The 25,739-nt window shown below is 52.9% G+C and carries 16 protein-coding genes and 2 pseudogenes; 6 read left to right on the forward strand and 12 right to left on the reverse strand.

All coding sequences use genetic code 11. From position 1 onward, the window contains the following. Positions 1–232: 232 nt before the first annotated feature. Both BLQ17_RS03990 and BLQ17_RS03995 read right to left on the reverse strand, forming a co-directional pair. The gene (locus BLQ17_RS03990) at positions 233–583 is read right to left on the reverse strand and encodes a zinc ribbon domain-containing protein YjdM (RefSeq protein ID WP_092220016.1); all 351 of its coding nucleotides are present in this window, start codon (positions 581–583) and stop codon (positions 233–235) included. Positions 584–932: 349 nt separating this feature from the next. Then, positions 933–1,436: a lactoylglutathione lyase family protein gene (locus BLQ17_RS03995; RefSeq protein ID WP_092220018.1), complete on the reverse strand. Its 504-nt coding sequence runs from the start codon at positions 1,434–1,436 to the stop codon at positions 933–935. Between the two features lie 176 nt (positions 1,437–1,612). Here BLQ17_RS03995 and BLQ17_RS04000 point away from each other — a divergent pair, with 176 nt between their 5' ends. Beyond that, entirely contained in the window at positions 1,613–1,963 is a 351-nt protein-coding gene (locus BLQ17_RS04000; protein WP_092220020.1) for a winged helix-turn-helix transcriptional regulator, read from the forward strand. 373 nt (positions 1,964–2,336) lie between these two features. Here BLQ17_RS04000 and gabT read toward each other — a convergent pair whose 3' ends face one another. The 6 genes and pseudogenes from gabT to BLQ17_RS04040 all read right to left on the reverse strand — a co-directional run bounded on the left by gabT (position 2,337) and on the right by BLQ17_RS04040 (position 10,420). Beyond that, positions 2,337–3,572 carry a 4-aminobutyrate--2-oxoglutarate transaminase gene (gene gabT, locus BLQ17_RS04005; RefSeq protein ID WP_092220022.1) on the reverse strand — a complete coding sequence of 412 codons (1,236 nt, stop codon included), beginning with the start codon at positions 3,570–3,572 and terminating at the stop codon, positions 2,337–2,339. An 8-nt stretch (positions 3,573–3,580) separates the two neighbouring features. After that, a pseudogene (gene mtbB / locus BLQ17_RS04015) lies at positions 3,581–4,966 on the reverse strand ([dimethylamine--corrinoid protein] Co-methyltransferase). Further along, positions 4,959–6,437 (reverse strand): annotated as a pseudogene (mttB, locus tag BLQ17_RS23100) ([trimethylamine--corrinoid protein] Co-methyltransferase). The pseudogenes mtbB and mttB overlap by 8 nt, the downstream one beginning before the upstream one ends. A 121-nt stretch (positions 6,438–6,558) precedes the next feature. Continuing rightward, positions 6,559–7,218 (reverse strand): cobalamin B12-binding domain-containing protein, encoded by a 660-nt coding sequence (locus tag BLQ17_RS04030; protein ID WP_092220032.1) that lies wholly within the window; start codon positions 7,216–7,218, stop codon positions 6,559–6,561. A 177-nt stretch (positions 7,219–7,395) separates the two neighbouring features. Beyond that, positions 7,396–8,847: a trimethylamine methyltransferase family protein gene (locus BLQ17_RS04035; protein WP_092220034.1), complete on the reverse strand. Its 1,452-nt coding sequence runs from the start codon at positions 8,845–8,847 to the stop codon at positions 7,396–7,398. 1 nt (position 8,848) lies between these two features. Then, positions 8,849–10,420 (reverse strand): BCCT family transporter, encoded by a 1,572-nt coding sequence (locus BLQ17_RS04040; RefSeq protein ID WP_092220036.1) that lies wholly within the window; start codon positions 10,418–10,420, stop codon positions 8,849–8,851. Positions 10,421–10,980: 560 nt separating this feature from the next. Here BLQ17_RS04040 and BLQ17_RS04045 point away from each other — a divergent pair. After that, positions 10,981–13,335 (forward strand): sigma 54-interacting transcriptional regulator, encoded by a 2,355-nt coding sequence (locus BLQ17_RS04045; RefSeq protein WP_092220038.1) that lies wholly within the window; start codon positions 10,981–10,983, stop codon positions 13,333–13,335. Between the two features lie 113 nt (positions 13,336–13,448). Here BLQ17_RS04045 and BLQ17_RS04050 read toward each other — a convergent pair whose 3' ends face one another. From BLQ17_RS04050 to BLQ17_RS04065, 4 genes are all read right to left on the reverse strand, one after another. Continuing rightward, entirely contained in the window at positions 13,449–13,994 is a 546-nt protein-coding gene (locus BLQ17_RS04050; protein WP_092220039.1) for a 4Fe-4S dicluster domain-containing protein, read from the reverse strand. After that, a complete protein-coding gene (locus BLQ17_RS04055) occupies positions 13,991–15,772 on the reverse strand; it encodes an aldehyde ferredoxin oxidoreductase family protein (protein WP_092220041.1) in 1,782 nt (593 codons plus the stop codon). The genes BLQ17_RS04050 and BLQ17_RS04055 overlap by 4 nt, the downstream gene beginning before the upstream one ends. Before the next feature lie 35 nt (positions 15,773–15,807). Continuing rightward, entirely contained in the window at positions 15,808–17,235 is a 1,428-nt protein-coding gene (locus BLQ17_RS04060) for an aminotransferase (protein WP_092220043.1), read from the reverse strand. A gap of 436 nt (positions 17,236–17,671) precedes the next feature. Next, positions 17,672–18,418: a sulfite exporter TauE/SafE family protein gene (locus BLQ17_RS04065; RefSeq protein ID WP_092220045.1), complete on the reverse strand. Its 747-nt coding sequence runs from the start codon at positions 18,416–18,418 to the stop codon at positions 17,672–17,674. A gap of 422 nt (positions 18,419–18,840) precedes the next feature. Between BLQ17_RS04065 and BLQ17_RS04070 the strand changes: the two genes are divergently transcribed. The 4 genes from BLQ17_RS04070 (at position 18,841) to BLQ17_RS04085 (ending at position 25,711) form a co-directional block, all read left to right on the forward strand. After that, positions 18,841–20,043 (forward strand): efflux RND transporter periplasmic adaptor subunit, encoded by a 1,203-nt coding sequence (locus BLQ17_RS04070; RefSeq protein WP_176761075.1) that lies wholly within the window; start codon positions 18,841–18,843, stop codon positions 20,041–20,043. Further along, positions 20,040–23,120 carry an efflux RND transporter permease subunit gene (locus BLQ17_RS04075; RefSeq protein ID WP_092220048.1) on the forward strand — a complete coding sequence of 1,027 codons (3,081 nt, stop codon included), beginning with the start codon at positions 20,040–20,042 and terminating at the stop codon, positions 23,118–23,120. The genes BLQ17_RS04070 and BLQ17_RS04075 overlap by 4 nt, the downstream gene beginning before the upstream one ends. Beyond that, positions 23,117–24,760: a TolC family protein gene (locus BLQ17_RS04080; RefSeq protein WP_092220050.1), complete on the forward strand. Its 1,644-nt coding sequence runs from the start codon at positions 23,117–23,119 to the stop codon at positions 24,758–24,760. Before BLQ17_RS04075 ends, BLQ17_RS04080 begins: the two co-directional genes overlap by 4 nt. Before the next feature lie 147 nt (positions 24,761–24,907). Beyond that, positions 24,908–25,711, forward strand: coding sequence for a carbon-nitrogen hydrolase family protein (locus BLQ17_RS04085; RefSeq protein ID WP_176761076.1), 804 nt, complete (start codon positions 24,908–24,910; stop codon positions 25,709–25,711). Positions 25,712–25,739: the final 28 nt, after the last annotated feature.

Consider the following 25,739-nt stretch of genomic DNA (forward strand, 5'->3'; position numbering starts at 1 on the left):
GGGATCGACCTGGACAGGAACAACTTCAAACTGAGGTCAGTCTGCTCATCCTTGAGGGTTCAGGAAACATTTTCAATCTCAACAAAACAGTCTAAGATTAGTGTTCCTACCAAGTCATGGTTGAAACCCGGCGCTCTCTTGCAGGTAGCGATATAACCAATATGGCTAAAATCCTGTAACCTGATCAAAACAGATAGTATCACTATTCAAGTGAAGGGGATCAACGAGGAGTCTATGCCTTCTTAACAACAGAGCATTTCAGATACATCGAACCTATACCTGGAACTTTGCAAGAAATATCATGGCCATTGACCGGCTCATCCAATAGACGAATCCCTTTCACTTTAGTTCCTGATTTAATTGTGTCTTTACCAGCTTTAAGATCTTTAACAACAGTCACAGTATCACCATTTTCCAACACGGTGCCATGAGCATCAACAAACTGCGCCGAATCACAAGAAGATTCAGAGGAAACCGCTTCCGGACTCCATTCATGACCGCATTCTGGGCAAATCAAAAGATGTCCATCTGAGTAAGCATAAGGGGAACTGCATTGAGGGCATATATTTTCTTCTGTCGACATAGCTGGTTACATATCCTATCTTTCAAGTATCGATTTAATTGCAACATCTTCTACAGAAACAAAGCTTCCTACCTATACCAGCTTTGATTCCTATTACAATAGTTGTTTGATTTTTTTTGACCAGTTAGAACCTCAACCTGCCACGACACGATACTGTTGTGATATTATACAGATTGCCTAACAACGTTCATGAACTCCGGTCAGTCTCATTCCATGTTCTTGGCACCCTTATAAATACAGGAAATCTCCTTCAATTAACCATTGGCAGATAGGCTTATTGTTATAACAAATAATATTAAGTTTAAGAAGAAACGAACCCTGCATTCTTACAGGGTTCGTTTTAGGTTATTTACAGCTTATCCTGATAAGCACCGGCAGAGTAGGTTAATTCGTAACTGTGTGAGTAGAGTTCGAAGATGTTGCCGAAAGGATCTTCGCAATAAACCATCCTGTATGGCTTATCTCCCGGGTAGTATTCATGTATCGGCATCCTCTGCTTACCACCATGTTCTACAATTTTAGCTACCAAGCCTTCGATATCCGGGTCCTGAACGGCGAAGTGGAATACTCCATTCTTCCAAAATTCAAAGTTGTCTTCTCTTAATTCAGCGTTTTTGAACTCAAAGATTTCCACGCCGATCTTATCACCGGTTGAAAGGTGGGCAATCTTAAAACGATCCCAGCCTTTACCGAAAACATCATCGCACATTATGCCAATTGCCGAATCGTCTGATACAACCTCAGTGGGAGGCATAATTACGTACCAGCCAAGCACTTTGGTGTAAAATTCTACAGCTTTTTCTAAGTCAGTTACAGATAACCCGATGTGGGAAAATGTTCTTGGGTATGTCATTGTTATCTCCTCTTGTTGTGGTTAGTTTATGACTGTTTCGAACATGGTAAAAGATAACCAACTGAATTGACGGAACAAGAAGGCACTATTTTGTTCGACACGAACCTTTTGGTTCGAAATGACTGGTTTCGGAGCTTTCTGAAGGAAATTTTTTTTGAAAAAAAGGATTGGAGAACATGATCCAGTGGAAAAAGAAGGATTACCATTGCCCGGTGGAAGTATCCATGGATATGCTTAGCGGAAAATGGAAATGCTTGATGTTGTGGCATCTAAATGAAGGAACCAAGCGGTATAAGGAACTGGAGAGAATAGTACCCGGGGTGAGTCAGAAGATGTTGACGCAGCAGCTGAAAGAGCTGGAACGGGACGGTCTGGTGGTGAGGACCGTTTACCCGGAGGTCCCGCCCCGTGTTGAATATGATCTTACAGAGCTTGGGAAAACTGCTTTTCCGATTCTTGAAATGATGCACTCCTGGGCAGTGAATCAATTAGGTGTTGAGGAGGAAAAGGGTTTAGATGCTCCCTGATAAGGTTAACCAGTGATGAGAAAAGGATGGTTCATCTTGTTCTTCCTGTAAATCTTGGAAACTGTTTTTCAGGAAATGTCAGATCAAGTTGAGCCGCAATATCAGAAAGTGTCAGATCTGATCACGATTTTTACATAAGATGAATGTATCTATCTTGTGGGACAGGGGGTGAAATACCGCGGGGGGACACTTTTCCGGCAGAAACGACGGTTGTGGCGGCGTGGCGGAACTGCCGATGGCAGGGCTGGATTGGAGGGGCGCCGGCGGATTGCAGGCGATGGTGAGAAAGCGGCCGTCCCGAAACCTGATATATCTACGTGGGGGAGAAATATTTCGGAATCGGGACGGCTCGTAAGAGAGTTCTGGCGATTGTTTACAAGGTCTTCAACCCCTCTTCCATTATCGAGAAACCTTTTTCAAGCGTATCGTCGGAAATGACGAACGGGGTCAGGACCCGAATCACATTTCCGTAAATACCGCAAGCAAGAATCACTAGGTTATTTTTAAAACAGTGGTCGACCAGAGCCTTGGCTTTTTCAGGCGCAGGAGTTCCGTCTTCATTGGTCAGGGCAATGCCGAGCATGGCCCCCAGTCCGCGAACCTCGCCGACGCAGTCAAACTTCTGCTGCCAGCTTGAGAACCTCTCAAGCAGTTTGTCGCCGAGTATTTTTGCTTTTGCGACCATCTCTTCTTCCTCGAAGATCTCCATGACTGCAAGTCCTGCAGCGCATGCCAGCGGGTTGCCGCTGTATGTGCCTCCAAGGCCCGCTCCGTGAACCGCGTCCATGATCTCCGCCTTCCCGACCACCGCGCTAAGAGGCATTCCCGCCGCCAGGCTTTTGGCAACTGTCATGAGGTCCGGCTCCACGTCCCAATGTTCTATGGCAAACATTTTCCCAGTCCGGCCCATACCGCTCTGGATTTCGTCGGCTACAAAGAGGATGCCGTGTTCCTTGCAGATGGCAGCAAGTTCCTGGAAATACCCTTCAGGGGCGGCGATGAAGCCGCCTTCGCCCTGAACGGGTTCAGCGATGACGGCGGCGACATCTTCCGGCGCTACTCCGGTTACCAGGAGCTTTTTAAAGGCGTCGATGTCACCAAAAGGCGCACGGTAGATTTCCGGGGCAAAAGGACCGAAACCGTACTTGTACGGCTTGACCTTGGCGGTCATGCTCATGGTCAGAAGTGTTCTGCCGTGATAGGCGTTGTCAAAGACGATGATGCCGGTGCGCTTGGTGTGATAGCGCGCAATTTTAACCGCGTTTTCGACGGCTTCAGCGCCGGTGCTCAAAAAAATCGCCTTCTTGTCTGAGGTCCCGGGAACCGCCTTGCACAGTTTCTCAGCGAGAAGCACCGCCGAACTGTAGGGATGGACCATGAAACAGGTATGAAAAAATTTTCCGGCCTGCTCCTGGACCGCCTTGACTACCTTCGGGTGGCAGTGTCCGATGTTCATCACCCCGATACCGCCGGCGAAGTCAATGTATTCGTTTCCTTCCACGTCCCTGACTATCGCTCCCGAGGCCGATTCCACATATGCGGAGGTGGAACTGGTGTGGGCATTGGAAACATAAGAGGAGCGCAGTTCTTGTAATTCCTTGTTATTCATGTGCTCGATTACCTTGTTGTGTTGCTCTTGAAATTTCTCACGCAGTTGATGTCGAGATCAAGAAGTTCGGCAATGTTATGTTTTGCCTCGATACCCTTGGCGCTCCTTGCGCCGGCATGAAGCGTTCCAAGTTTGAGGTCATTGCGAACTTCGGTCATGATGATCGGATCGGTGAGATCGGCTATGGAGACTCCGAGCCTTTCCGCGACATATTTCTTGGCATCACCAATTTTCATAGCTTTGGCCATTTGCATTCGGGCAACCAGATCTCCGGCCGCTCGCATTCCGCCCATGCCTGAAGCTATTGCGTGAGTAATTGCCATTCCCAGGGGATCGCCTACCCCTACCTACAACCCGTCGAGTCGACAGACCTCAACCATCGCCTTGGAAGCTTTCGAGGTTATGTCGATCGGGGTGTGGTCGTTAACGGTTACCCCGCCGACCCCCATGCCCATGTTGGCGTGAATCGGTATCTTGGCAATGTCGGTACACGACTTGGTGAAGGTGATCGCCCTGGCCAGATTCCAGGCGGCGCTTTCAGTGGTGTTGGTATTCATTACCGTACCGAAAATATCGACCCCGACCTGCTCGGCAAGCTCCAGCATCTGGTGATTGTACAGACCGGCGAGCCGGACGCCTTCGAATTCGAGGCTGCCGTGCATGCCCAGTACGAATTCTCCGGCCATTCCCATCTCTATGCTGATGTCGGGATATTTTGCCTTGAGAATCTGCGCGGTCTTAAGACCGGCCAGGGCGTCGGCGTCGCCTGCGGCACCCACCGTATCGAGGATGATGCCGTCGGCGCCCGATTCATACATGGCGCTGGCGACGTAGACCATGTCGCGTACCGCTTCTTCCACCGCTTTTTCGTACGACTCTTTGGCCTCGGCTATCCTTCCGGCCGGGAGCAGCTCCGCGGGGTTCGGGAACGGGCCGTCCGGCTGGGAGTACAAGCCGAGGTTGGGCTGCGCCCCGTAGATGATGGGTGCCGTGGTCGACAGCAGCGCCTGTTCCATCAGCGGCTGTTCATAGGTGACGATGTGTTTGATCGGTTTGTAGCTGTAATCGACAAAACCCATTTCAAGGGTGTCAGCACCCATCAGCTTTTCATAGATCTGCAGGGCCTGGAGCCTGTCGACGTTGACGTTGGTGCGGATCAGCTTGATCGGCGCGCCGTCGTAGGTCAGAACACATTCATAGCCGGGGTCGACCCCCACCGCGGTATAGCGGCATTTCATGATGTCGGCGATATGGTCCAGATCGTCCTGGCTCAAGGGATCTATTTTCCCTCTCTCTGCCGCGTCCTGGGTACCGGCCACGAGATCTTCCATCAATTCCTTTTCGGTCGTTTCAAATGGAGTCCCGTCCCCGTATCGGGAAAATATCTTACTCATATGGCTGTACTCCTTTCTCTTTCTCTGCGTTCTTGACTATCATCCGGATTTTTTCCCTGACTTCATCCGGCAGCGGCAGAGGCTTGTGGTTGGCCAGAATATCGCGTGCTTTGTTCAGGGCTCTGTCGTAAAGGGACAACGAGCCGCTACTTTCCCATTTGTCCCGTCCCTTCCTGTCGATTATCGCTGGCTGGGACTGTTCTTTCATATGCTTGAACGTTGAAGGATGGGTCAGGAAATCCTTGAACTGTCCGACTTCCCGGGTGGCATCTACCGCCAGGGTGTCGTCGTTCACCTTGATTCCCTTTACAACCTGACGGATCATTTTGGCGAATTCGTTGTCCATTACCAACTGGGCGAAGTCAAAAGTCATGCCTGATTCGATCATACCCAAGCCGTAGATGACATTGGCACCTGCCAATGCCGGTAACAGGGCTGTGAGGGTTTTTTCATGACCAACCTGGGCATCGGAAATTTTGCTGTCAGCCTAGCTGCCAGCGACAAAGCTGGGCAGCATGTAATATCTGGCAAGTCTCGCCACCGCCGCGCTGATCATTGCGCATTCAGGCGATCCAACCGAAGCGCTTGCCAGCCTCAGGTCCATTGCCGTGGTGGAGCTGCCGTAGATGACCTTCGCACCTTTCTGGGTAAGCTGGCTCAGGGTCACGCCCGCCAGCACTTCGGCGTTGTGATTGACCAGGGTGCCGGCAAGGGTGACGGGGGACGATCCCCCCGACATGGCCATCGACAGGATGTTGACCGCCATTCCTGTTTTGGCCGAGCCCATTATCACTTCACAGGTATCCTGGACCAGTTTCAACGGGCTGACGGGACAGGTGATAAAGGTTACCAGCGGCCGTTCCTGGAGCTTGTCCATGCCGCCGGAAATCTCAGCGGCCATCTCAACAATTTTTTCCAGCTGGTATCCGTCAAAAGGACCCATGGTGACATGTTTTGACGTGTTGTTGAACGTGGCTTCGGCGTTGTGGAGCTGGCCCACCACCTGGGGCACTTCGTGGGCCCCTACCGCCCGTTCATAGATGTCGACCATCTCCATGGCGTCGGCGAGTTTTGCGGCATTGCCGACATCTTCCTTGGTCGGCGCCTTGATTTCACCGGTTTCGATATCCCTGACCTTGACGCCTTCGCCGAAGGTCGTGAAGCCTACCCGGCCTCCTTCGAGAATGATGTCATTTTTCGGATCTCTGCCGGCAAGGAAAAGTTTTGAGGGAGCAGTACGAATGGCGTCCTCCACCAGGTAGGGCGGAAGTTTGACGATTTTCGTCTCCCTGTTGATTTTTGCACCTCCTTCTTCGAATACAGCCAGGGCCTCTTCGCTTTCAACGAAGACCCCGGTGTGTTCGAGAATTTCCAGGGTCGCGCCGTGGATTTCCTCGAGTTCGTCGTCGGAAAAGAGCGGCAGGCTGAAACCGGTGGTCCGTTCCATTCCTGCGCGTACATTTCGCCTCATAATACCTCCTTTACTGTAATTGCTTTACTGCGTTGGTTGAGCTCCGAACTAAAGCCGGGCCGCTTTTTCCCTTTATAAAAGAAGGCGGCAGACCTGGCCTGTCTTGTACTTTTGTCAACGTTTATTTGCCATTTATGATTTCCTTGACCCTGCGGATTCCGTCCTGGGCGTCTTCGGCATAGGCGTCCGCCCCGATCCTTGCCGCCCAGCGGGGGGTGCATGGCGCGCCGCCCACCATGGTGGCGAACCGGTCTCTCAAACCGGCGCTTTTAAGAGCCTCTTCGAGGATCTTCTGCTGGCTCATGGTGGTGGTCAGCAGGGCGCTTGTGCCGATGATGTCCACATCGTGCTCAACGGCTTTTTCTATTATCGTGTCGGTGTCCACATCCCGGCCCAGGTCGAACACCTCAAAGCCGTTTGCCCTCATCAGCGAGACCACAATGCATTTGCCGATATCGTGCACGTCTCCTTTCACCGTGGCGATGAGGATTTTGCCTTTTTTGCCCTGCTTTTTGCCGTTGTCTGTGTTGGTGAGGGCGTCGTTGACGATATCCGTTGCCGACTTCATCGCATCGGCCGCCTGCATCAACTCCGGCAGAAACATCACGCCGCGTCCGAAATGGTCGCCCACCTCGGTTATGCCGGGAATAAGTGCCTTGTCCATCAGTTCAAGAGGGTCATGACCAGATGCAATAATCTGTCTGGCAATCGCTTCCACGCCTTCTTTGTCCTGCTCGACAAGAAGTTTTTTCGCTTTTTCCAGGATCTGTGCTTCAATCATCTTCTGTTGTTCCTCTTTGTTGCAAAAGTTGTCTCAAGGATGCAGTTCGGTACTTTGTCCGACTCCTGCTGTAAGTAGTTGCCCGTAGTTAAATCCTTTGCCTTGCCGATCGGTTGCCGACCCGAACCGTCCTGGCAGGCCCGGAATCACATCCGGGCCTGCGGTGCATCTCCATCTTTACGTCAGTTCCTTGTCGGCAGCTTTTACGATATCGTCTATTTCCTTGAGAACGTGGTCGTCAAGGGGCGGAACCTCATGACCGCTTTTGATCTGGGTGAGGTAATCGTCGGTTTTCTGCATCAGGGTTGTCGGGTTTTCAAACCACCTCTGCGCGCTGACATAACTGAACACCTTGGATCGGAGGCGTTCCTCGGAACGCAGGTGCTTTAAGGTGTGGGGAGCAGACACATACTCTTTTTTGCCGGTGGCCACTTCGGCGATGGCGTTTACTGCCAGGGTCTCCGGGGAAATCTCGCAACTGCGCAGGATCCGCTTGGTGTAGCTCATGATCTCATCCTGGAGAATAAGGGCATGGGGCGAATATGCGTTGTTGCCGTCAAGGCCTGAGCCGCCTTGCTCGGCGACGCCCAGCAGGGTGTTGAACATGGTGCCCTGGGCGAGGTTGAAAATGGTCTGCTGCGCCTCGCATCCCGAGCTGGTGGTACAGGTCGTGGTGGGCGGTATCTTGCAGCGGCGCGCCAGTTGCGCCACCGCGGCAAAGGTCGCCTGGAGCTCGGCGGAGGTGTACTGAACACCTCCTGTCGCCATGTCAAGGGACTGGAACAGGCCGTAATACCAGACGGGAATTCCCGGCTTGATTGTCTGCAGAATCACCGTGCAGCCCATGAACTCGGCTGTTGCCTGGGCCAGGATTCCCGCCATGGTGTAGGGAGCGTTGCCGCCCATCAGGGTGGTGATGGGTACTTTTACCGGCAGCCCGTAATCAGCATAGAGCATGGCCCGCTCTATCTCGTCGTCGGTAATCGTGAGTGGGGAAATCACACAGAAAATGCCCGCACCCTGATTCCTGCCCAGGCGCATGGTCTCCTTGCTCCCGCATACCGCCTCCAGCATTTTCAGCTGGTAAAAGAGGTTTTTCGAGCTCGATGTGAGCACCCAGATGTTTTTCCTGGTATTCTCCAGCAGGCTGCGCAGTGAATAGATGTCATAGGTCTGCCGGGGTGAATCCGAAGGCGTCAGTGACCCTACGCAGCCGACATTGGGCAGGGCGTCGGCAACCAGCGCCTGCTCGGCGATGTCAGCGCAGGTCAGTCTGGCTGTAGTATTACGGTAGAGATCGAACCGGTCGATGGCGCCGGATGCCGTGCGGATTCTGGCATCGGCATACATTCCTGCAGTGTAATCGAACTCTTCGGTCCTGCCCGAACAGGTGAATTCCTCAGGGGCCATGGCCAGACATTTTTCAGTCAGCTCTGTCGGGAAATAGACCCTGTTACTTTTTCTGTCGACTCTTGCGCCTGCACCTTCCAGCATCTCCAGTGCCCTTGGGTGGGTCATCTCCAGGCCAACGTCTGCGAGTATCTCAAGTGCCGCATCGTAGATCATTTCGATCTCTTCCTGAGAATACATTTCGTAATAAGGACGCATGTGTGTTTTTCCTTTTCTCATTTTATGGTTCGGTCTGAATTTCTTTCTGAACCGGAACCATTTCCTGTTCCGGATAATCTTCCTTGAGCCACCTGCGCAGTGAGACTATCGACAACCCCATCAGGAAAATAAGCGGCAGGCTCACCACGATACTGGAGGTTTTCAACGGACCGAGGCCACCCAGTTTCATGAGTACCAGGGCGATTGCGCCAAGGGCGATGGCCCAGAACGCACGGTTGAACAGAACCGGCTCTTCTCCTTCTTTCATATCCTTGGAGGCGACCGTGGCGATGGCGTATGCCGAAGAATCGACGGTGGTGCCCGAGTAGACAAAGCCCACGAAGATAAACAGCGGCAGGATGAGACTCTTGAGGGGCATCTGCATCAGTACGCCGAGGATTGCCGCGGGCGCGCCCTGGGTTTTCATGGTCTCCAGTACCGGGAACAGATCATGCAATTCGGCATACATGGAGTTGTTGCCGAAAATCATGAAGAATAGTGCGCAGCCGGCGCTTCCTGCCAGAGTGACGGTTACGGCCAGATCCCTGAAGGTCCTGCCTTTGGAGATTCGTGCGATGAATATTCCCATATACGGTCCGTAGGCGACCCACCATGCCCAGTAGAAGATGGTCCACCACTGGGGAAACATGCTTCTTCCGACCGGGTCGGTGTAAAACGACATTCTCGGAAACTCGCGCAGCAGCTGGCCCATGGAGTCGGTGAACATGTTGACCATGAAAAAGGTGGGGCCTATGACGAAGATAATGGCGCAAAGGATGAGGACCGCGACAACGTTTATGTCGCTTAAGACCTTGATGCCTTTCTTCAGTCCAAGGGTTACTGAAGTAGTGAAGATTGCAGTCCATATTATGACCACTGCGAGATCGACATTTGCTGTATGCGCAATTCCCAGCATCTGGCTCAGAGCTTCGGCAAGCATTGGAGTTCCCGCGGCAAGGGTGGTGCCGGTTCCGCCGACGAGTCCGAAGATCATCAGGATGTCTATAATCTTCCCGACAGAGCCGTTGGCACGGTCTTCGCCGATAACACCGGCACAGGCGATACTGAGACGGAATCCGGGCATCTTTCTGTTGTAATAGGCATATCCCATCGGGAAAGCACACAACAGGTACAGAACCCAGCCAAACGGCCCCCAGTGAAACATTCCATACATCGCCGCCCACTCGGCCGCCGCCTGGCTTTTGGCTGCAACCCCAAATGGCGGGGATTGGTAATAGTAGGTCCATTCAATGGAAGACCAGTAGATCAACGAGGTGCCGATGCCGGCACAGAAAAACATGGCGACCCAGCTCCATCGGCTGAATTCCGGTTTCGCGTCAGGACCACCCAGGCGGATGTTGCCGTACCTGCCAAATCCGAGCCAGGCAACCAGCCCCAGGGAGATAACGCCGAACCAGATATAGAGAAAGCCCAGCTGGTCGGTTACGAAATTGAAGATACTGTTCATTACCGCCTTGGCCTGAGACTCGTAGCCGATCATAAACACCACCACGACAAGCACGGCAATAATGGCCGGCCAGAATATGCCCTTTTCTATGGGGGCCGAATCGTTACGTTGTATCGGTTGTTCCATTGTCTCTCCTTTGGTTGTGGGTTTTGGTGCCAATCATCCCGCTTTGTTGCAAACGTTATCTTTCACTGGATTTTGCGTGTATCCGTGAGGAATAAAGCAATATACATGCCAGTCGCTAATGCTCCAAAGACCAGGTGGGGAGGATATCTGGGTAATGTTGCGGCAGGTCTTGAAAAAAATGCGGCGCGCCTGTGAAAAAAAAAATCTTTGCTGTCCTGGTCCTGGTGAAGCAAGTGAATCAAAATTGATTTCTGTGTTGCACTGGTATGGTAGCTGAGTCAATAGTGACGTGATTGCCGTGTGTGGCGAAAGAGAGCTTCCTGTAAATTGTTAATTACGCGTTGTTTGTTGGGTCGGTCAGCTGATTGGCGACCTTGTCGGATGGCGGTGATGGCGGCCTGGATGTTCGGTGCGATTTGGCAGTTGCGAAAATTTTATTTTTAAAATCAATATTGACTCACACGGTTTAATCCTCTACTGTAGTCCTACTCGGTTTTTGGAAAAAAGAGTGTTGGTTTTCAGGCGCTTGAAGTTGTAAATCTCCTATACGGGGCTCATTCATGGAAACGTTAAAACTGGCAGGTGCGGCGGAAGGCACCCAGCGGAAAAGCAGGGTGCCCATGCCGGAATTATTAAAAAAAACCTTCAGGAATACCGCATTCTGGCAGGGGGTCGCAGATCAGATGCCGTTTGGTATTCTGATCAGCGAACCTCCCGGAACCAGGATTCTTGTCATCAACAGGGAGGCGTGCAGGATCTTTGGGATTGCCGCCGTAGCCCCAGGTGAATGTGTTGATTTCCGGGAGGTCTTCTTTGGCGCCGGAGGCAAATGCTTTTATGCGTCAAAGGATGTGCTGCGGGAGGATTCTTTTTCCTCCGGTTTCTTTGGCAAGAATTGTTATGTGGCAAGGGCTTTTGACGTTCAGATCCAGCAGCCGGGGGGGCAGAAAAGGTACATGAGCGTTACCTCGTCTTCCATTACCGACAGCAACCGGAATCCCATCGCCATGATATCCATTGTGGAAGATATCAATGCCAGGAAAGAGAACGAAATAAAGATACGCAGAGACCTCAAGCGGCTGGAGTATGCGCTGAACGCTGCGGTGGATGGTTTGTGGGAGTGGGATATCCCCAAGGACAGCGGATACCTGAGTCCCCGATATCACCAGATCTACGGCTTTGAGAACAACGACCTGCCCGGGGATATCAAGTTCTGGCATTCGATGTTGCACCCGGACGACAGAAAGGAAGCGCTGGCCCGGCTGGTAAAAGCCCTGAAGAGCCCGGACGACAATTACACCTCGACGTACCGGATGAAATCAAGGGACGGTAAATACCGGTGGATCCTCTCCAAGGCTATTGTCACCCGGCGAGGGTGTGACGGCACCGTTGAAAAAATGGTTGGCACCCATCAGGACATCTCCAGGCAGGTGATGCTGGAAAATCATCTCAAAAATGCCAACCAGATCCTTCAGCAGGAAGTCCTGCACCAGACCATGCATCTCAAGGAGGCCAACCAGCAGCTCGAAACGATTCTGAACTCCTCCTCGGAAAGCATATGGGTATGCGACGGCAGCGGGGTGATTCTTAAGGCGAATAAGGCGGCAAGTGAAACAATCGGTCTGGATGCGGAGAAGTTTATCGGCAAGAAGATGATTTCCCTGGTTGAAGACGGCCTTATCGACCGCTCCATCACCGTTGAGGTCCTGGCCACCAAAAAGCAGGTGACCCGGATGCAGAAAATATTCAAGACCGACAAGGATCTCATGGTGACGGGAACCCCGGTGTTGGACGAAAATGGCGACATTTCGATGGTCATCATCAACGAAGTCGACCTCACCACCCTCAATGAACTCAAGCGTGAGATTGAAGATGCCCAGACAAAGTCGAGATTATTCCAGGAAGAACTGAACCAGATCTCCATGCTCGAGCTCCACGAGCAGAACATGGTGGCTACCAGTGAAGGGATGAAGCAGGTGGTAACCATGGCAATGAAGCTGGCCAGGATGGATGTATCCAATATTTTGATTCTCGGCGCCTCGGGAACCGGCAAGAGCCTGATTGCCAAGTTCATGCACAACAATGGCCCCAGGAAAAACAAACCTTTTCTGCAGATAAACTGTGCCGCCTTGCCGGAATCGCTTCTTGAAGCGGAGCTGTTCGGGTATGAGAAAGGAGCTTTTACCGGGGCACAGGACAAGGGTAAGATCGGTCTTTTTGAGCTCGCCGAAGACGGCACCATTTTTCTCGATGAAATCGGTGAACTCTCTCTCAATGTCCAGGCAAAAATTTTGAAATGCATTGAGGAAAAGGAGATTATGCATCTCGGTGGACTGGGCGTGATAAAAATACACTGCAATATTATCACCGCCACCAATGTGGACCTGGTGCAGAAGGTTCATGAAAAAACGTTCAGGGAGGATCTGTTTTACCGGATCAATATCTTTTCGATAACCATTCCGTCACTGAAAACACGAAGTGAAGACATTATTGAGTTAAGCCTCATGTTTTTGAGAAAATATAATGAAAAGTACGGGATGAATAAGAAATTTTCCCAGGACTGTCTGCACCGGCTCCAGCAGCACGACTTTCCAGGAAATGTGCGGGAGTTGAAAAACCGGATCCAGAAAGCCGTGGTCATAACGGACAACGAACTGATCACCGATCTCATTGAACTCAGCTCGGCTCCGGTGGAGTCAAAGAATTCCGGCAAGGTAGCATCCTTTCCAGCCGGTTCTGTGGGCCTGGCTGAAATGGTTGACCAGTTTGAAAAAAACATCCTGCTCGAAGCTGCGCGGAAATGTTCTTCGAGCAGGCGCCTTGCGGCGTTGTTGAAAACGAGCCAGTCGACAGTCGTCAGGCGCTTTAGAAAACACGGTCTGACCCATATGCTCACCCGGGACAGGACGGTATAGCCGTATTACTCCGGACAGCTCTTGAACTTTTTCAGCCATGTAATGTTGCCGGGCACCAAGACGTTTTACGTGCCAGGTTGTTGTTATTGCAGTCTATTTGCTGATCATCTTGGTTAATTTTTCTGGGCTGTATCAGCTTCTTCTGTTGATCTCGCTTTGTCCATAAGGGCTTTTCCCAGCCTGAACCGCTTTTCGCCTGGGCTGCCCTGTTGTGAACGCAACCGAAGCTGCGCCCCTTTGAGCTTTGCGAGATCAGCAGTGGGCTCGCAATACACCAGCGCCTTGGTGAAACATTCCTCGACGCAGAGGGGGGCGCCGCCGCAGAGATCGCATTTTCTCACACCACCTGTGTTGTCTATCTCGATCATTCCATAAGGACAGGCTGAGACACACTCACCGCAACCGCTACATTTATCTCTTTGGACAAGAACAACCCCATCGTCTTTGTAAAGTGCAGATTCCGGGCACACCTCAAGGCATGAGGCTTTTGAACATTGAAAGCAGATACTCTGGACAGAATACCCGCGCGAGGCAAAGTTGTTTATCTGTATCCGGGAGAGGTACGGCGAGAATACACCTTCGTGGCTTGCCGAGCAGATATACGCACAGCGATTGCAGCCGGTACATCTGTCAGGTATTGCAAATAACTGCTTTTTCATTGCTTTTCCTCCACCATAAACCGCGTTAGACCAAGAGCTTCTAACTTCTCTTCTTCTGGCACACCTTTTTCATTCCACAAGCGACTGCGGTAATATTCCGACAGCGCACCGCCAAAATCTTCTTCAGAGAATCTGTTGCCGTCGTAAGCTCCTTTTTTCAGCTTCGTGCTCATCATTTTTTTCGGCAGTACATCGTCAACGTTGGAAAATCCAGCCTGTACGTTAAAGAGGCGAGCAAGGTTCCATATCCGTTCTCCTGCTGTTTTCAACTCCTCTTGGGTAACTTCTTCCCCCAATCCAACACTGAGAAAATCCGCGATGATTTTCAGGTCGATCGTGGCCCAGAAATCACAGAAGCCCATCGACCATTTTATGGTGCTGAAATTCTGGCCCTCTATCACGTCCATGACCTGCCGGGAAAGGTCAAATGGGTCGTTGGAGAAGACGGTAAAAGCCCGGAGGTGGCACGCACCGCGCTCGCTGGTTGCGTAAGCTATGCCCATACCATAGTTTGCTCGCGGTTCATAAGCGGGAATATCCATGCCTTTTACCTCCGCCGAGAGATCCTGGGCCTGGTATTTTGCCGCCAGTTTTTTTGACCCCATCGCCAGGTCCTTCCCCCTCACGGTGGAGAGATTGGCAATTTCTCTCAGGACCGATATGTATCCGTCTATATTGCCGAATCGCAGGCCAAAGTCATGCCTGCCGGTCTCCCCGAGTTCCATTGCAAGGGCGATGACGCTCCCGCAGCTCATGGTGTCCATGCCAAGGTCATCGCAGATACGATTGAAAAGAATTACCGCAGGCAGATCGTCTATTCCGCAGTTAGATCCCCCCAGACAGAGGGTCTCGTATTCCGGACCTTCAACCTCTGTGGTCCCGGTTTTAGTGAACTTTCCACAGGCGATCGGACATGAATTGCATGCCCGGTCTGCCAGTTTGACTTCTTTGATCGCATCCGCATTCAACCGATCACTGTTTTCATTTAAACCTTCTGTGTAATTTTTTGTGGGGTGCACGCCCATCTCGTTGGTGATATCCACAAGACATGCGGATCCATCGGTGTGGAGGACAAGGTTGTCCTCCTGAAACAGGTTTTCTGATTTGTGTTGTGCTATTGTATCCAGCAGCTTGGTCATATCAGCCGCTTTAATTGCACCTGTACCTCTGCAGATAATACCCTTGAGGTTTTTGGACCCAAAAAGAGCGCCTGAACCGCCGCGACCGAACTGTCTGTAGGATTCTGAGCCGACGATACTAAAAGGAATAAGATTTTCCCCGGCGGGACCGATGCTCAGAGTTTTGCCACCCAAAAGGCCCGTCTGGTGCTCCAGCATCTTCTCTGTTTCGAGGATTCCCATTCCGGCCATTTCCGAAGCGTCTTCCAGAGTTACCCGATCATCGACGATTTTCAGGAATACGGGTTTGTCCGCCCGGCCGGTAATGCTGATTCCGTCGAATCCGGCAAGTTTTAATTCGGGGCCGAACCCTCCTCCGATATTACTCTGGAACACCGTTCCGGTTTGCGGGGATTTGGAGACAAGGCAAAGCCTTGATGTCATGGGGACTGCGGTCGCACAAAATGGACCGGTCATGATCACGATGGCGTTGTCAGGAGAAAGAGGGTTCACTCCCGGCGAAACGGTTTCCCAGAAGTAACGCAGGGCTAATCCCCACCCACCCCAGTACTTTTTTAACCATTCCTGGCGAAGCGGTACCGGCTCAATCACTCCCTTTGTTAAGTCAACATGCAGAATGCGACCAGCGTAAAGATTCATAGTGCGCCCTTGGGTTGATAGGTTTGGAAAGATTCTCAGTTAGGCATTTCCCAAAGACCGTCACGGATAAGTTCGTCCATCGCTTTTTCGATACCCCGGCGAAGGATTTTGAACATCTCATCGATCTGTTCCCTGGTGATTATGAGAGGCGGGGACATGACGTTCATATTGATAACCGGGCGTACGATCAGGCCCATTGCCTGACATTGGCTGTCGATCCTGCTGCCCATTTCGTAATCCAGCTCAAGCGGGCTCTCCTCTTCAGGGTTCAGCAGGCATTCGACGCATGCCATCAACCCCTGGCCGCGCACATTGCCAACTATCGGAATATCTTCGAGTTCTTTTACTTTACTGAGGAAGTACGGCTCTATCTCGCGGACATGTTCGAGGATGTTCTCTCTTTCCATGATCTCTATATTCTTGAGGGCTGCAGCACAGGCGACCGGGTGACCCGAATAGGTGTAGCCGTTTGAAAAAATAACACCTTTAGCTTGCTCACCGCCCATTTCAGCCATGAGCTTGTCCGAGACGATGCAGGCTCCAAGAGGCAGATAGCCCGATGTCAATCCTTTGGCGCAGGTGATGATGTCCGGGATGATGTCGAACACTTCTTCCGATGCAAACCAATGTCCCAGGCGGCCAAAACCGGTTACGACCTCATCGGAGATGTAAAGCACATCATATTTCCTGCAGACATCAAGACACATGCGGTGATACCCGACCGGCGGGACAACCACTCCTCCTGAAGCCATGACTGGTTCGGCGATAAATGCCGCGACATTGTCAGGTCCCAGTTCCAGGATCTTGTCCTCCAGCTCTTTCACCTTCAGATCCCTGAACTCTTCCACAGACATTGCCCTGGGCTTGCGAAAAGGATTGGGGGAGTCGATAAAACTGATAATGTCTGTGGCAAAATCCTGGTAATTCTTGTCTCTTGTCTTGCCGGACGCAGACGCTGACAGGTAGGTACTGCCGTGGTATGCATCTTTTCTGGAGATTATCCTCTTCTTGTTCGGACGCCCCTTGCAGTTATTATAAAATGCGACCAGCCGCAGGGCGGAATCAACGGCAGTGGAACCACCGGTGGTAAAAAACACCGTGTTGAGGTCTCCCGGTGTCAACCGGGCAAGCTTTTCCGCCAGAAGGACTGATATGTCGCTGGTCAAGTTGAAAGGGGAATAGTAGGGTGAACGCATTACCTGCCCAGCGATGGCATCCGCCATCTCCTCTCGGCCGTAACCGATCTGCGTACACCACATGCCGCCGGGACCGTCGATCAGTTTGTTTCCTTCGGAATCGAACAGATATATTCCTTCTCCTCCAACGGCTACGGTTCTGTCGTTTCCGCCGAAACTCCCCAGATCTTCCCAGGGATGGAGATAGAATTGATTGTCCTTTTTTCTGAAAACCTGGGTGCCTTGTTCATTAATCTTGTCGAAACAACTATCAATTATGGTATTCATCGATACAATCTGGCCTCCTTTAGCGAGAGAGAAGTTTTTATCCTCAGATCAAGATGTGGGTTTTTCAAGCGTCCAAGTTTCTAGAAAGCTTGTTTTGTATGATCGTACATTTTTGCTAATCCTACAGAGTCGCGAAGCAAGTGTCAATGTTTTAAATGAACGTACATACAAAATAATAATTAAGTGCAACAGACAGCTTGGGGGTGTTGACAGCAGCTGGACGCAAAACATTTTGAAATTATAACATATTCAAGATAGCTGACACCGGCTGACCAATTTTTTCCAGTTTGTCTCTTGACGATTACGGTTTGTCGTGGATCGATTACGATACCGCAACCACGGGACATGCGGTCTGCAGGGGGAAGTCTTTATTGGAAAACAGGGCGGTCAGGACGAGCAGGCAGCAAAAATATCGGACCGAAAGTTTTGCGGGAAATCAGGACAGCACCGATACGCCTTTAAAGATCAACCGGATCGACACGAAAACAAGAAGCAGGCCGAGGGTCCGGCGGAACATGGTCTCGGAGATGTAGTTGAAGGTGCGGTTGCCCAGCCATACCCCGATAAACATGGCCGGCAGCATCAATATCCCCAGGGTTACCACCTTAAGGTCAAAAAGCCCGTTGGCGACAAATGTCGCCGTCTGGGCCAGGGCTGCGGGAATGAAGATCAGAACCAGCAGTCTTCTGAGGTGGCGTTTGTCAAGGTTCCGGCCGAAATGAAGCACCAGCGGCGGGGCGTTGATCCCTATGAATCCGCCGCAAAATCCGGCAAAGGTACCTACTCCCAGATCAAGGCTCCCGGCACGGGCGGGTAGTGGTCGTTGCTGTTTGGGGGCCGGTACGTGAAACAGGAACCACAGGGCGGTCAGGAAAAACGCTGCCCCGAGAATTAGTTGGAAATGGCGGGCGGCAATGACGTTTAAAGCAGATGCTCCGGCTATCGACCCGGCGACCATAAGCAGGGAGATGGGGATCCAGTAGCGGGACGATATCGGCACGGGGTCAATTCTGATCATACTTATGCCGCCGAATATATTGATAAAAGATGCGAGAACGACGGTCAGTTTCGGGTCTATGAAAAAAGATCCCAGGGCGACGATGACCGTTGTCGTGCCGGTGCCGGTAACTCCTTTGAGGAAAAATGCCGCTATTGCGACCAGGGGAATCAACAAGTATTCCATCAACACCACCTCCAGACACCATTTGGCAGGAGTTATACGGGGAAGCCGTCCCCGGGGGTACCCTCACTGTTCTGGCTAAAAGCCGCCCGCCGGGAAAAACAACCAACCGATACCGAAATACCGGTACTGTTATGCTATCAAGGCTTTTCCGCTGATCTAAACACCCGCAATAATACGCTACAACATCTGGCGGTGCAACGATTCTGTTGGCAGATGGTGTATTGCGAGCCCTTTGCGGACTTCATCGTTCTCAACGTCAGTTGACGGCTGGAAAGACAGAGAAGGGGGGACGAAATTTTATCTGCGAACTTTATTAATCCAGTAAAGTCCGTATAATGTATGCTGGCTTAACGATCGACACCACCAAACTGAATCCCCTGCAAGTGGAGCAGGGGTGGGTAAAGTCAACAAAGGAATCATTTATGGCGTCCGGAATAACAAAGGCTGTCTGGGGGGTTGCAATGGCCACGATTGTCGCTGCTGCCGTTTATTTCAGTTTCAGGCAGCAGCCTGAAACTGTCGGCAGCCGGGTGGCCGGCAGAGACATCCCGGTTCCTGTTGAAGTTGCTGCTGTACGGCATGGGCCGCTGTCTCTCTGGCGAACCTTCAGCGGGACCATCGAACCCAAGGCCAAGTTCATCGTTGCCCCGAAGATAGGCGGGCGGGTCAGCAGTCTGTACGTCGACATGTCGGACCAGGTGGCCCGCGGCCAGTTGGTGGTCCAGCTCGAGGACGCGGAATACCGGCAGGCGGTACTTGAAGCCGAGGCACGGCTGGCGGTGGCCGAGGCGAACCGGGTCGAGGCGGTGAGCCGCCTGGAGATCGCCCTGAGAGAACTCGACCGCACCAAGACGCTGTTTAACCGGGGGATTGCTTCCGAGAGTGATTTCGATGCGGCCAAGGCCAGCTTCCTGACAAGTCAGGCCTCGGTAAAAGTGGCGGAAGCCAACCTCAAGAAAGAGCAGGCGACCCTCACATCGGCCCGCATCCGTCTGGATTATACGCGGGTACGGGCCGACTGGGAACAGGGAGACGACAAGCGTACCGTCGGCGAACGTTTCATTGACGAAGGCAATACCGTGGCACCAAACACCTCCCTGCTCTCCATCGTGGAGATCGACCCGGTACTGGCGGTGATCAATATTACCGAAAAAGATTATCCTCTTATCCGTAGCGGCCAGCAGGTGAAGGTGCAGACGGACGCTTATCCGGACAGGGTCTTTTTCGGCAGGGTGGTGAGGATTTCTCCAGTTTTCCGGGAATCGTCGAGGCAGGCGAGGGTAGAGATAGAGGTGGCCAACGACGACCATCTGCTCAAGCCCGGGATGTTCTCCCGCTGTACCCTTGAACTTGAAAAAGCTGAAAATACGGTAAGCGTTTCGCATCTCTCAATCACCAGGAGAAATGATGAGGTGGGGGTTTTCCTGCTCTCTGAAGATGAAAAAACGGTGCAGTGGATAAAGATCACCCCCGGTTTTGTCAGCGGCGATCAGGTGCAGCTTGTTGATTCGACCCTGTCGGGCAAGGTGGTGATTCTGGGGCAGCAGTTTGTCCACGACGGCTCAGTTGTACGTGTTGCCAACGCATCATCTCCACCGGCGGCCGGAGGCGCGACAGTTCAGTGAGTCTTCCCAAATTCAGCGTATGCAGGCCGGTGTTCACCTCGATGGTCACGCTTATCGTGATCATCCTGGGATTGAGCGCTTTTTATCGACTGCAGATCGACCTGCTGCCCAGCATCGAAATGCCGACGCTTTCCATACGGACCAACTATGAAGGGGCTTCGCCGGAAGTCATGGAACGGTTGGTGACCCAGATAATTGAGGAGATAGTCGCCACCGTTCCCGGCGTCGGGGAGTTGACCTCGGAATCAAGTGAAGGGCGAAGCAATGTTTGGGTCAGGTTCAACTGGGGAACCGATATCGATACGGCGGCCATCGATGTGCAGGCTCAGCTCGAGGATGAAATCAACGAACTTCCCGATGATATTGAGAGGCCGCGGGTCTCAAAGTTCGATGTGGCGAGTTTTCCGGTGGTGATCATGGGCATCTCCAGTTCCATGGATCCGGTGGAGCTCACCAGCCTGATTGAAAACCGGCTTCGTTTTCGGCTGGCCAAGGTGCCGGGGGTTGCCCAGGTGGATACCTGGGGACAGTTCACCAGGGAAATTCGTATTGAAATCGACCCGGCCCGGCTCAACGCCCTGGGCCTTCCGCTCAACGAGATCCTCAATGCCCCCAAAAATGCCAACCTGGATCTTCCGGCGGGCTCCATAAATCAGGGCAAGTATGAGATAACCCTGCGTGCCCCAGCGGAATATATCAGCCTGGATCAGATTCGTGATACGGTCATTGCCAAGCAGGACGGCGGATTCGTAACCCTTGGCCAGGTCGCTGCAATCCGTGATACCTACGAGAAACGCAACCGGATAACGCGTCTTAACGGCAACTCGGGGCTCAATATTGCCATACGCAAACAGCCCAGTGCCAACACCGTGGATGTGGCCACAGGCGTACTTGCGGAAATCGAGCGTATCAACAACGACTTTCCGCAGATACTGGTCGTTCCGGTCACCAATCAGGGCAACTTCATCGAACGTTCAATCCAGAACGTTGCCCGATCGGTTCTCTACGGCGGAACCCTGGCAGTGCTGGTACTGCTCCTGTTTTTGCGCAGTATCAGGTCTACGCTGGTGATTACCGTCGCAATTCCCATCTCCATAATCGCCACTTTTGCCATGATTTATTTCGGCGGTTTCACCATTAACCTCATGACGCTTGGCGGATTGGCCCTGGGGGTGGGGATGATGGTTGACAGTTCGGTCGTTGTTCTTGAAAATATTTATCGCAGACGGCAGGAACACAACGAATCGGCGGCTGCAGCCTCAACCTACGGGGCCGAGGAGGTGGGCACCGCCATCTTTGCCTCGACTGTTACGACTCTGGTTATCTTCGTGCCCCTGGCGTTCATCAAGGGTGTTTCCGGTATGCTTTTCAAGGAACTGGGATTTACCGTCATGTTTTCGCTCACCTGTTCACTGCTGGTGGCGCTCAGCCTGGTTCCCATGATGGCGTCGAAGATGTTCGCCCTGACGGATCATAGAGGCCCTCGTCCACCAAGATTTCCGAGACTTTTTGCGGTCAGCACCGCGTTTTTTGAGCGTCTGACCGGCGGCTATATCAAAATGCTGGGCCATGCCCTCAATCATCGCTGGTCAGTTGTGCTTTTCTCTACGATGGTGCTGGCCCTGAGCATAATGCTGTTTCCCTATATCGGTTCGGAATTTCTGCCGCCAAGCGACGAGGGGGAAGTGAATATAGTCGGGGAAATGGAAATAGGCACCCGCCTGGACCTGTTAGACAGGCAGACCAGGATGATGGAACAGCTGGTGTTTCCTGCGGTTCCGGAGACGGTGTCGTCGTCGACAAGGGTGGGTACGGGATGGCGCAACGCCAAACCCAACGGAGAGATTCGTCTCTCCCTTTCTCCTGCGGCCGAGCGAGTGCGGTCAAATACGGAAATCGCCGCTGATCTGAGAAAACTGCTGGCGGGTAAGATCCCCGGGATGGAGATCAGGGTCCGGGCTCCCCAGGGCCAGTTCATCCTGGAAAGGATCCTGGGAGGTGATCAGGGCCTTACTGTCGAGGTTCGCGGGTTCGATCTGGACACGCTAGACAGACTGGCCGAACTTGCTTCCAGAGCCGTCGAAAACATCAGCAACATTACCGATATCGAGGTGAGCCGCAGCGGCGGAGTGCCGCAGCAGGATATTATCATCGACCGCGACAAGGTGGCCGACCTCGGCCTGACCCCGAGAGACGTCAGCAAAGTCCTGGAAACTGCCCTGGCAGGAGCCAAGGTCGGTGAGTTCCGTTCTGGTGGAGAATCAGCGCGAATCCTTATTCAGCTCAAAGATGCGGAAAATCTCTCCATGGATGAGATCCTGGGACTGATGCTGAGCACACCGGGGGGCACCAAGGTGACTCTTCGTAATCTGGTCACAACCAGTTCGAGCAGGGGGCCGGCGGTGGTCGAGCGCAAGGACCAGCAACGCATTATTTCCATTCGCGCCAACGTTGCCGGCCGCAGCCTCAGCGCGGTCGCCGAAGATGTCCGCACCGCTCTTAGTGGTATCGTCATCCCGGAAGGATACGAGCTGCGGGTGGCAGGCAACATCGAAGAGCAGCAGAAAGCGGCCCGCGAGCTCGGTGTTTCGCTGGTTCTGGCCCTGGTGCTGGTGTTCATGGTGCTCGCCTGCCAATACGAATCGTTGCGTGATCCAATCATCGTCATGGTGAGCGTACCTCTGGCTGTAATCGGGGTCTTGCTGACACTGTATCTGACCGATACCACCTTGAACCTGCAGTCCTATATCGGCTGTATCATGCTCGGCGGCATAGTGGTGAACAATGCCATCCTGCTGGTTGACCAGGCGTCGCGGCTACGGAGAATGGGGGCTTCTGTCGCTGCTGCGGTAACCGAAGCCGGCCGCCGGCGCCTCAGACCTATTCTCATGACGACCCTGACCACGGTGCTCGCCCTTGTTCCCCTGGCACTGGGAGTGGGCGAGGGTGCCGATGCCCAGGCGCCCCTGGCACGGGTGGTGGTAGGCGGGCTTACCGCTTCGACGCTGATTACCCTGGTACTTATCCCGGTGGTCTTTACCCTGGTACACCCGGACACGATAATGGAAGAACAATGAACTGTCTGACAACTCATCTTGGCCGTTTCGGCGTCTATCCTGCCGTTGTTGCGGTTATCCTGCTTCTTTTCGGCTGCGTCACCCCGGATTACTGGTATGGTGACCAGCCGCTCTATACGCCGGAGGGGGGTGACATGGGCGACTCCCCGGTTGAGGAGCAGGTGTCGCTGCCAACCAGACAGCCGACGCCCCTGCCCACCGCAGAAGACGGAAAGATAGCCATCTTCATTGAGGACGCGGTGTTTCTCTGTCTGCAGCAGAACCCCGAACTTCTGGTTGAACGCTATAATCCCATGATAGCTCTGAGCTTTGAGCAGATTGAGCGGGGACGATACGATCCGGAAATTTTTGGTGAACTCCAATATCTGGACGAAACCGCAACCGAAGTGTCCCGCAGCACCAGGGAGAGGTTCAGCGTCGAAGGCCGGGATGTGAACGCAACAGCCGGGGTCCGGCAGCAACTCCCCACCGGTACTGAAATTGAAGCAACTTTCGGGGGAAAACGGTCCATTTCGAATCGGACGCCCGAACAGCAGGATTTCCGGGTGGGGCTTACTCTCACCCAGTCGCTTCTTAAAGGGTTTGGTCCGGCAACCAATCTTGCCGATATCCGTCTGGCCGAACTCGATAGTCGTGCCTCTTATTATCAGCTGCGGGGGTTTATCGAAACACTGGTTTCCGAGGTGGAAATCGGGTACTGGCAGTATGTGTTCGCTGAGCAGGGGATCGCCATTTTCGAGCGATCACTGGAGGTGGCCAGAAAACAGCTGGCCGAAGTGGAAAACCGTATCGAGGTGGGGGTTATTCCAAAAAATGCCGCAGCCGCGGCGAGAACTGAAGTGGCCCGGAGGCAGCAGGCTCTTATAGAGGCGCGAAGCATCCATGCCGAAAGACGGCTCAGGCTGATGCGGCTGCTCAATGTGACCGGCAGCGACCGTTTTTCCCTCCAACTGATTACCAGGAGCAGCCCGCAGACCGCCACCGCACCGCTTGACGATCTCAGCGAACACGTGCAGCTCGCGATGAAGTTGCGCGCCGATCTGGGCGAGGCAGGGCTGCAGCAGAAAAAACAGGAGCTTGAAGTGGTAAGAACCCGTAACGGATTGTTGCCGAAGCTCGACTTTTTCATCGATATAGGCAAGACGGGGTATGCCGAGTCGTTTAGAGGTGCAGTCAGCGATCTGGAAAACGACAGTTACGACCTGCTCACCGGGCTCAGGTTTTCCTCCTATCTGGATAACCGGTCGGCCAGAGGCAGACACCAGGCCGCCACGGTTTCACGGGCCCAGGCTGCTGCCGCGGTGGATAACCTCAAAAGCCTTATAGCCTATGATGTGCTCGCCGCTGCCAACGAAGTCAACCGCGCCGAGAAAAAAATAGAAGCCAGCAGGGTTACGAGGATGCTGCAGGAGCAGACCCTTGAAGCAGAGCAGGAACGGTTCGCCGTCGGAAACGTGACGTCACTCCTGGTGGCCCAGGCCCAGCGCGACCTGCTGGTAAGCCAGCTCGACGAGGTGGAGGCGAAAGTCGACTACCGCATCGCCCTGGTAAGGTTCTTTTTGGCCGAAGGCAGCCTGCTGGAAAGACGCGGCATAAAGCTCGACTCCGCTCTTGCAGGACCGGGTACTCCGGTCCTGTAGCCGGTTCAGAGTTATGGAAAAAATGAAGAGGTTGTGTCATAGTTCACTCTCTTGAGCGGTGAGAGTGCGGTACGCTCTTTTACAGGGGGTGGGAGGAATGGCCTGCCGGCGTGATCGCCTGACTGAAATAAAAAATTAATGGTGGAAATGGAAAATTTACTACACATTGCCCTGGTGCAGACGACTGTTTCAAGAAACGTTGAAGAAAACCTGGAAAATAGTGCAAAATGGATCGGGCAGGCCGCACAAAAGGGAGCGGATCTGGTGGTTTTTCCAGAAATGTTCATGGCGCTCCCGGCAAAGGATGTCGAACTGGGCAAGGTTGCGCAGCCCCTTGACGGACCGTTTGTCCAGGGGCTTGCCAAGCTTGCAGCAGACCACGGTGTCGGCGTTGTCTGCGGTATCTGGGAGAAGCTGGCCGCGGATGAGAAAAAAGCGGCCAATGTCGCGGTAGTTCTTGACCGGAACGGCGATCTGCTCGCCCGGTACAACAAGGTTCACCTCTTTGATGCGCTCAGCGTCCGGGAATCGGACACCATGACAGGAGGAAATGCTGCGCCGCCGGTTTTTTGCATCAACGGTGTCAACCTCGGCCTGGCGATCTGCTATGATCTGCGTTTTCCTGAGCTCTTTCGCTATCTTGCGGTCAACGGCGCCGATGGGGTGATCGTTCCTTCCGCATGGTATGCGGGGCCTCTGAAAGAAGAGCACTGGCTGACGCTTTTACGGGCACGGGCCATTGAAAACACCATGTACGTCTGTGGGGCAAACCTGTGCGGGACGCCGTTTTCTGCACGCAGCGCCATTTTTGATCCTTTTGGCGTGGCCGCAGCCGAAGCGGGCGAGGGAGAAGCCCTTGTCCTCGGAACCATCGAGCAGAGTCGGATAGGGGATGTGCGGACCAGGCTCCCGTCTTTGTCACATGTCAGAAAGGATCTATTTATTGGCTGAAATAACAGGGGTTATGCCCCAAGAAAAG

Source organism: Desulforhopalus singaporensis (assembly GCF_900104445.1).
GTDB lineage: Bacteria > Desulfobacterota > Desulfobulbia > Desulfobulbales > Desulfocapsaceae > Desulforhopalus_A > Desulforhopalus_A singaporensis.

Excerpts from the sequence above, each read along its gene's own strand:
- BLQ17_RS03990 (WP_092220016.1), bottom strand. The coding sequence starts at position 583 with ATGTCGACAGAAGAAAATATATGCCCTCAATGCAGTTCCCCTTATGCT.
- BLQ17_RS03995 (WP_092220018.1), bottom strand. The coding sequence starts at position 1,436 with ATGACATACCCAAGAACATTTTCCCACATCGGGTTATCTGTAACTGAC.
- BLQ17_RS04000 (WP_092220020.1), top strand. The coding sequence starts at position 1,613 with ATGATCCAGTGGAAAAAGAAGGATTACCATTGCCCGGTGGAAGTATCC.
- gabT (WP_092220022.1), bottom strand. The coding sequence starts at position 3,572 with ATGAATAACAAGGAATTACAAGAACTGCGCTCCTCTTATGTTTCCAAT.
- BLQ17_RS04030 (WP_092220032.1), bottom strand. The coding sequence starts at position 7,218 with ATGATTGAAGCACAGATCCTGGAAAAAGCGAAAAAACTTCTTGTCGAG.
- BLQ17_RS04035 (WP_092220034.1), bottom strand. The coding sequence starts at position 8,847 with ATGAGAAAAGGAAAAACACACATGCGTCCTTATTACGAAATGTATTCT.
- BLQ17_RS04040 (WP_092220036.1), bottom strand. The coding sequence starts at position 10,420 with ATGGAACAACCGATACAACGTAACGATTCGGCCCCCATAGAAAAGGGC.
- BLQ17_RS04045 (WP_092220038.1), top strand. The coding sequence starts at position 10,981 with ATGGAAACGTTAAAACTGGCAGGTGCGGCGGAAGGCACCCAGCGGAAA.
- BLQ17_RS04050 (WP_092220039.1), bottom strand. The coding sequence starts at position 13,994 with ATGAAAAAGCAGTTATTTGCAATACCTGACAGATGTACCGGCTGCAAT.
- BLQ17_RS04055 (WP_092220041.1), bottom strand. The coding sequence starts at position 15,772 with ATGAATCTTTACGCTGGTCGCATTCTGCATGTTGACTTAACAAAGGGA.
- BLQ17_RS04060 (WP_092220043.1), bottom strand. The coding sequence starts at position 17,235 with ATGAATACCATAATTGATAGTTGTTTCGACAAGATTAATGAACAAGGC.
- BLQ17_RS04065 (WP_092220045.1), bottom strand. The coding sequence starts at position 18,418 with ATGGAATACTTGTTGATTCCCCTGGTCGCAATAGCGGCATTTTTCCTC.
- BLQ17_RS04070 (WP_176761075.1), top strand. The coding sequence starts at position 18,841 with ATGGCGTCCGGAATAACAAAGGCTGTCTGGGGGGTTGCAATGGCCACG.
- BLQ17_RS04080 (WP_092220050.1), top strand. The coding sequence starts at position 23,117 with ATGAACTGTCTGACAACTCATCTTGGCCGTTTCGGCGTCTATCCTGCC.
- BLQ17_RS04085 (WP_176761076.1), top strand. The coding sequence starts at position 24,908 with ATGGAAAATTTACTACACATTGCCCTGGTGCAGACGACTGTTTCAAGA.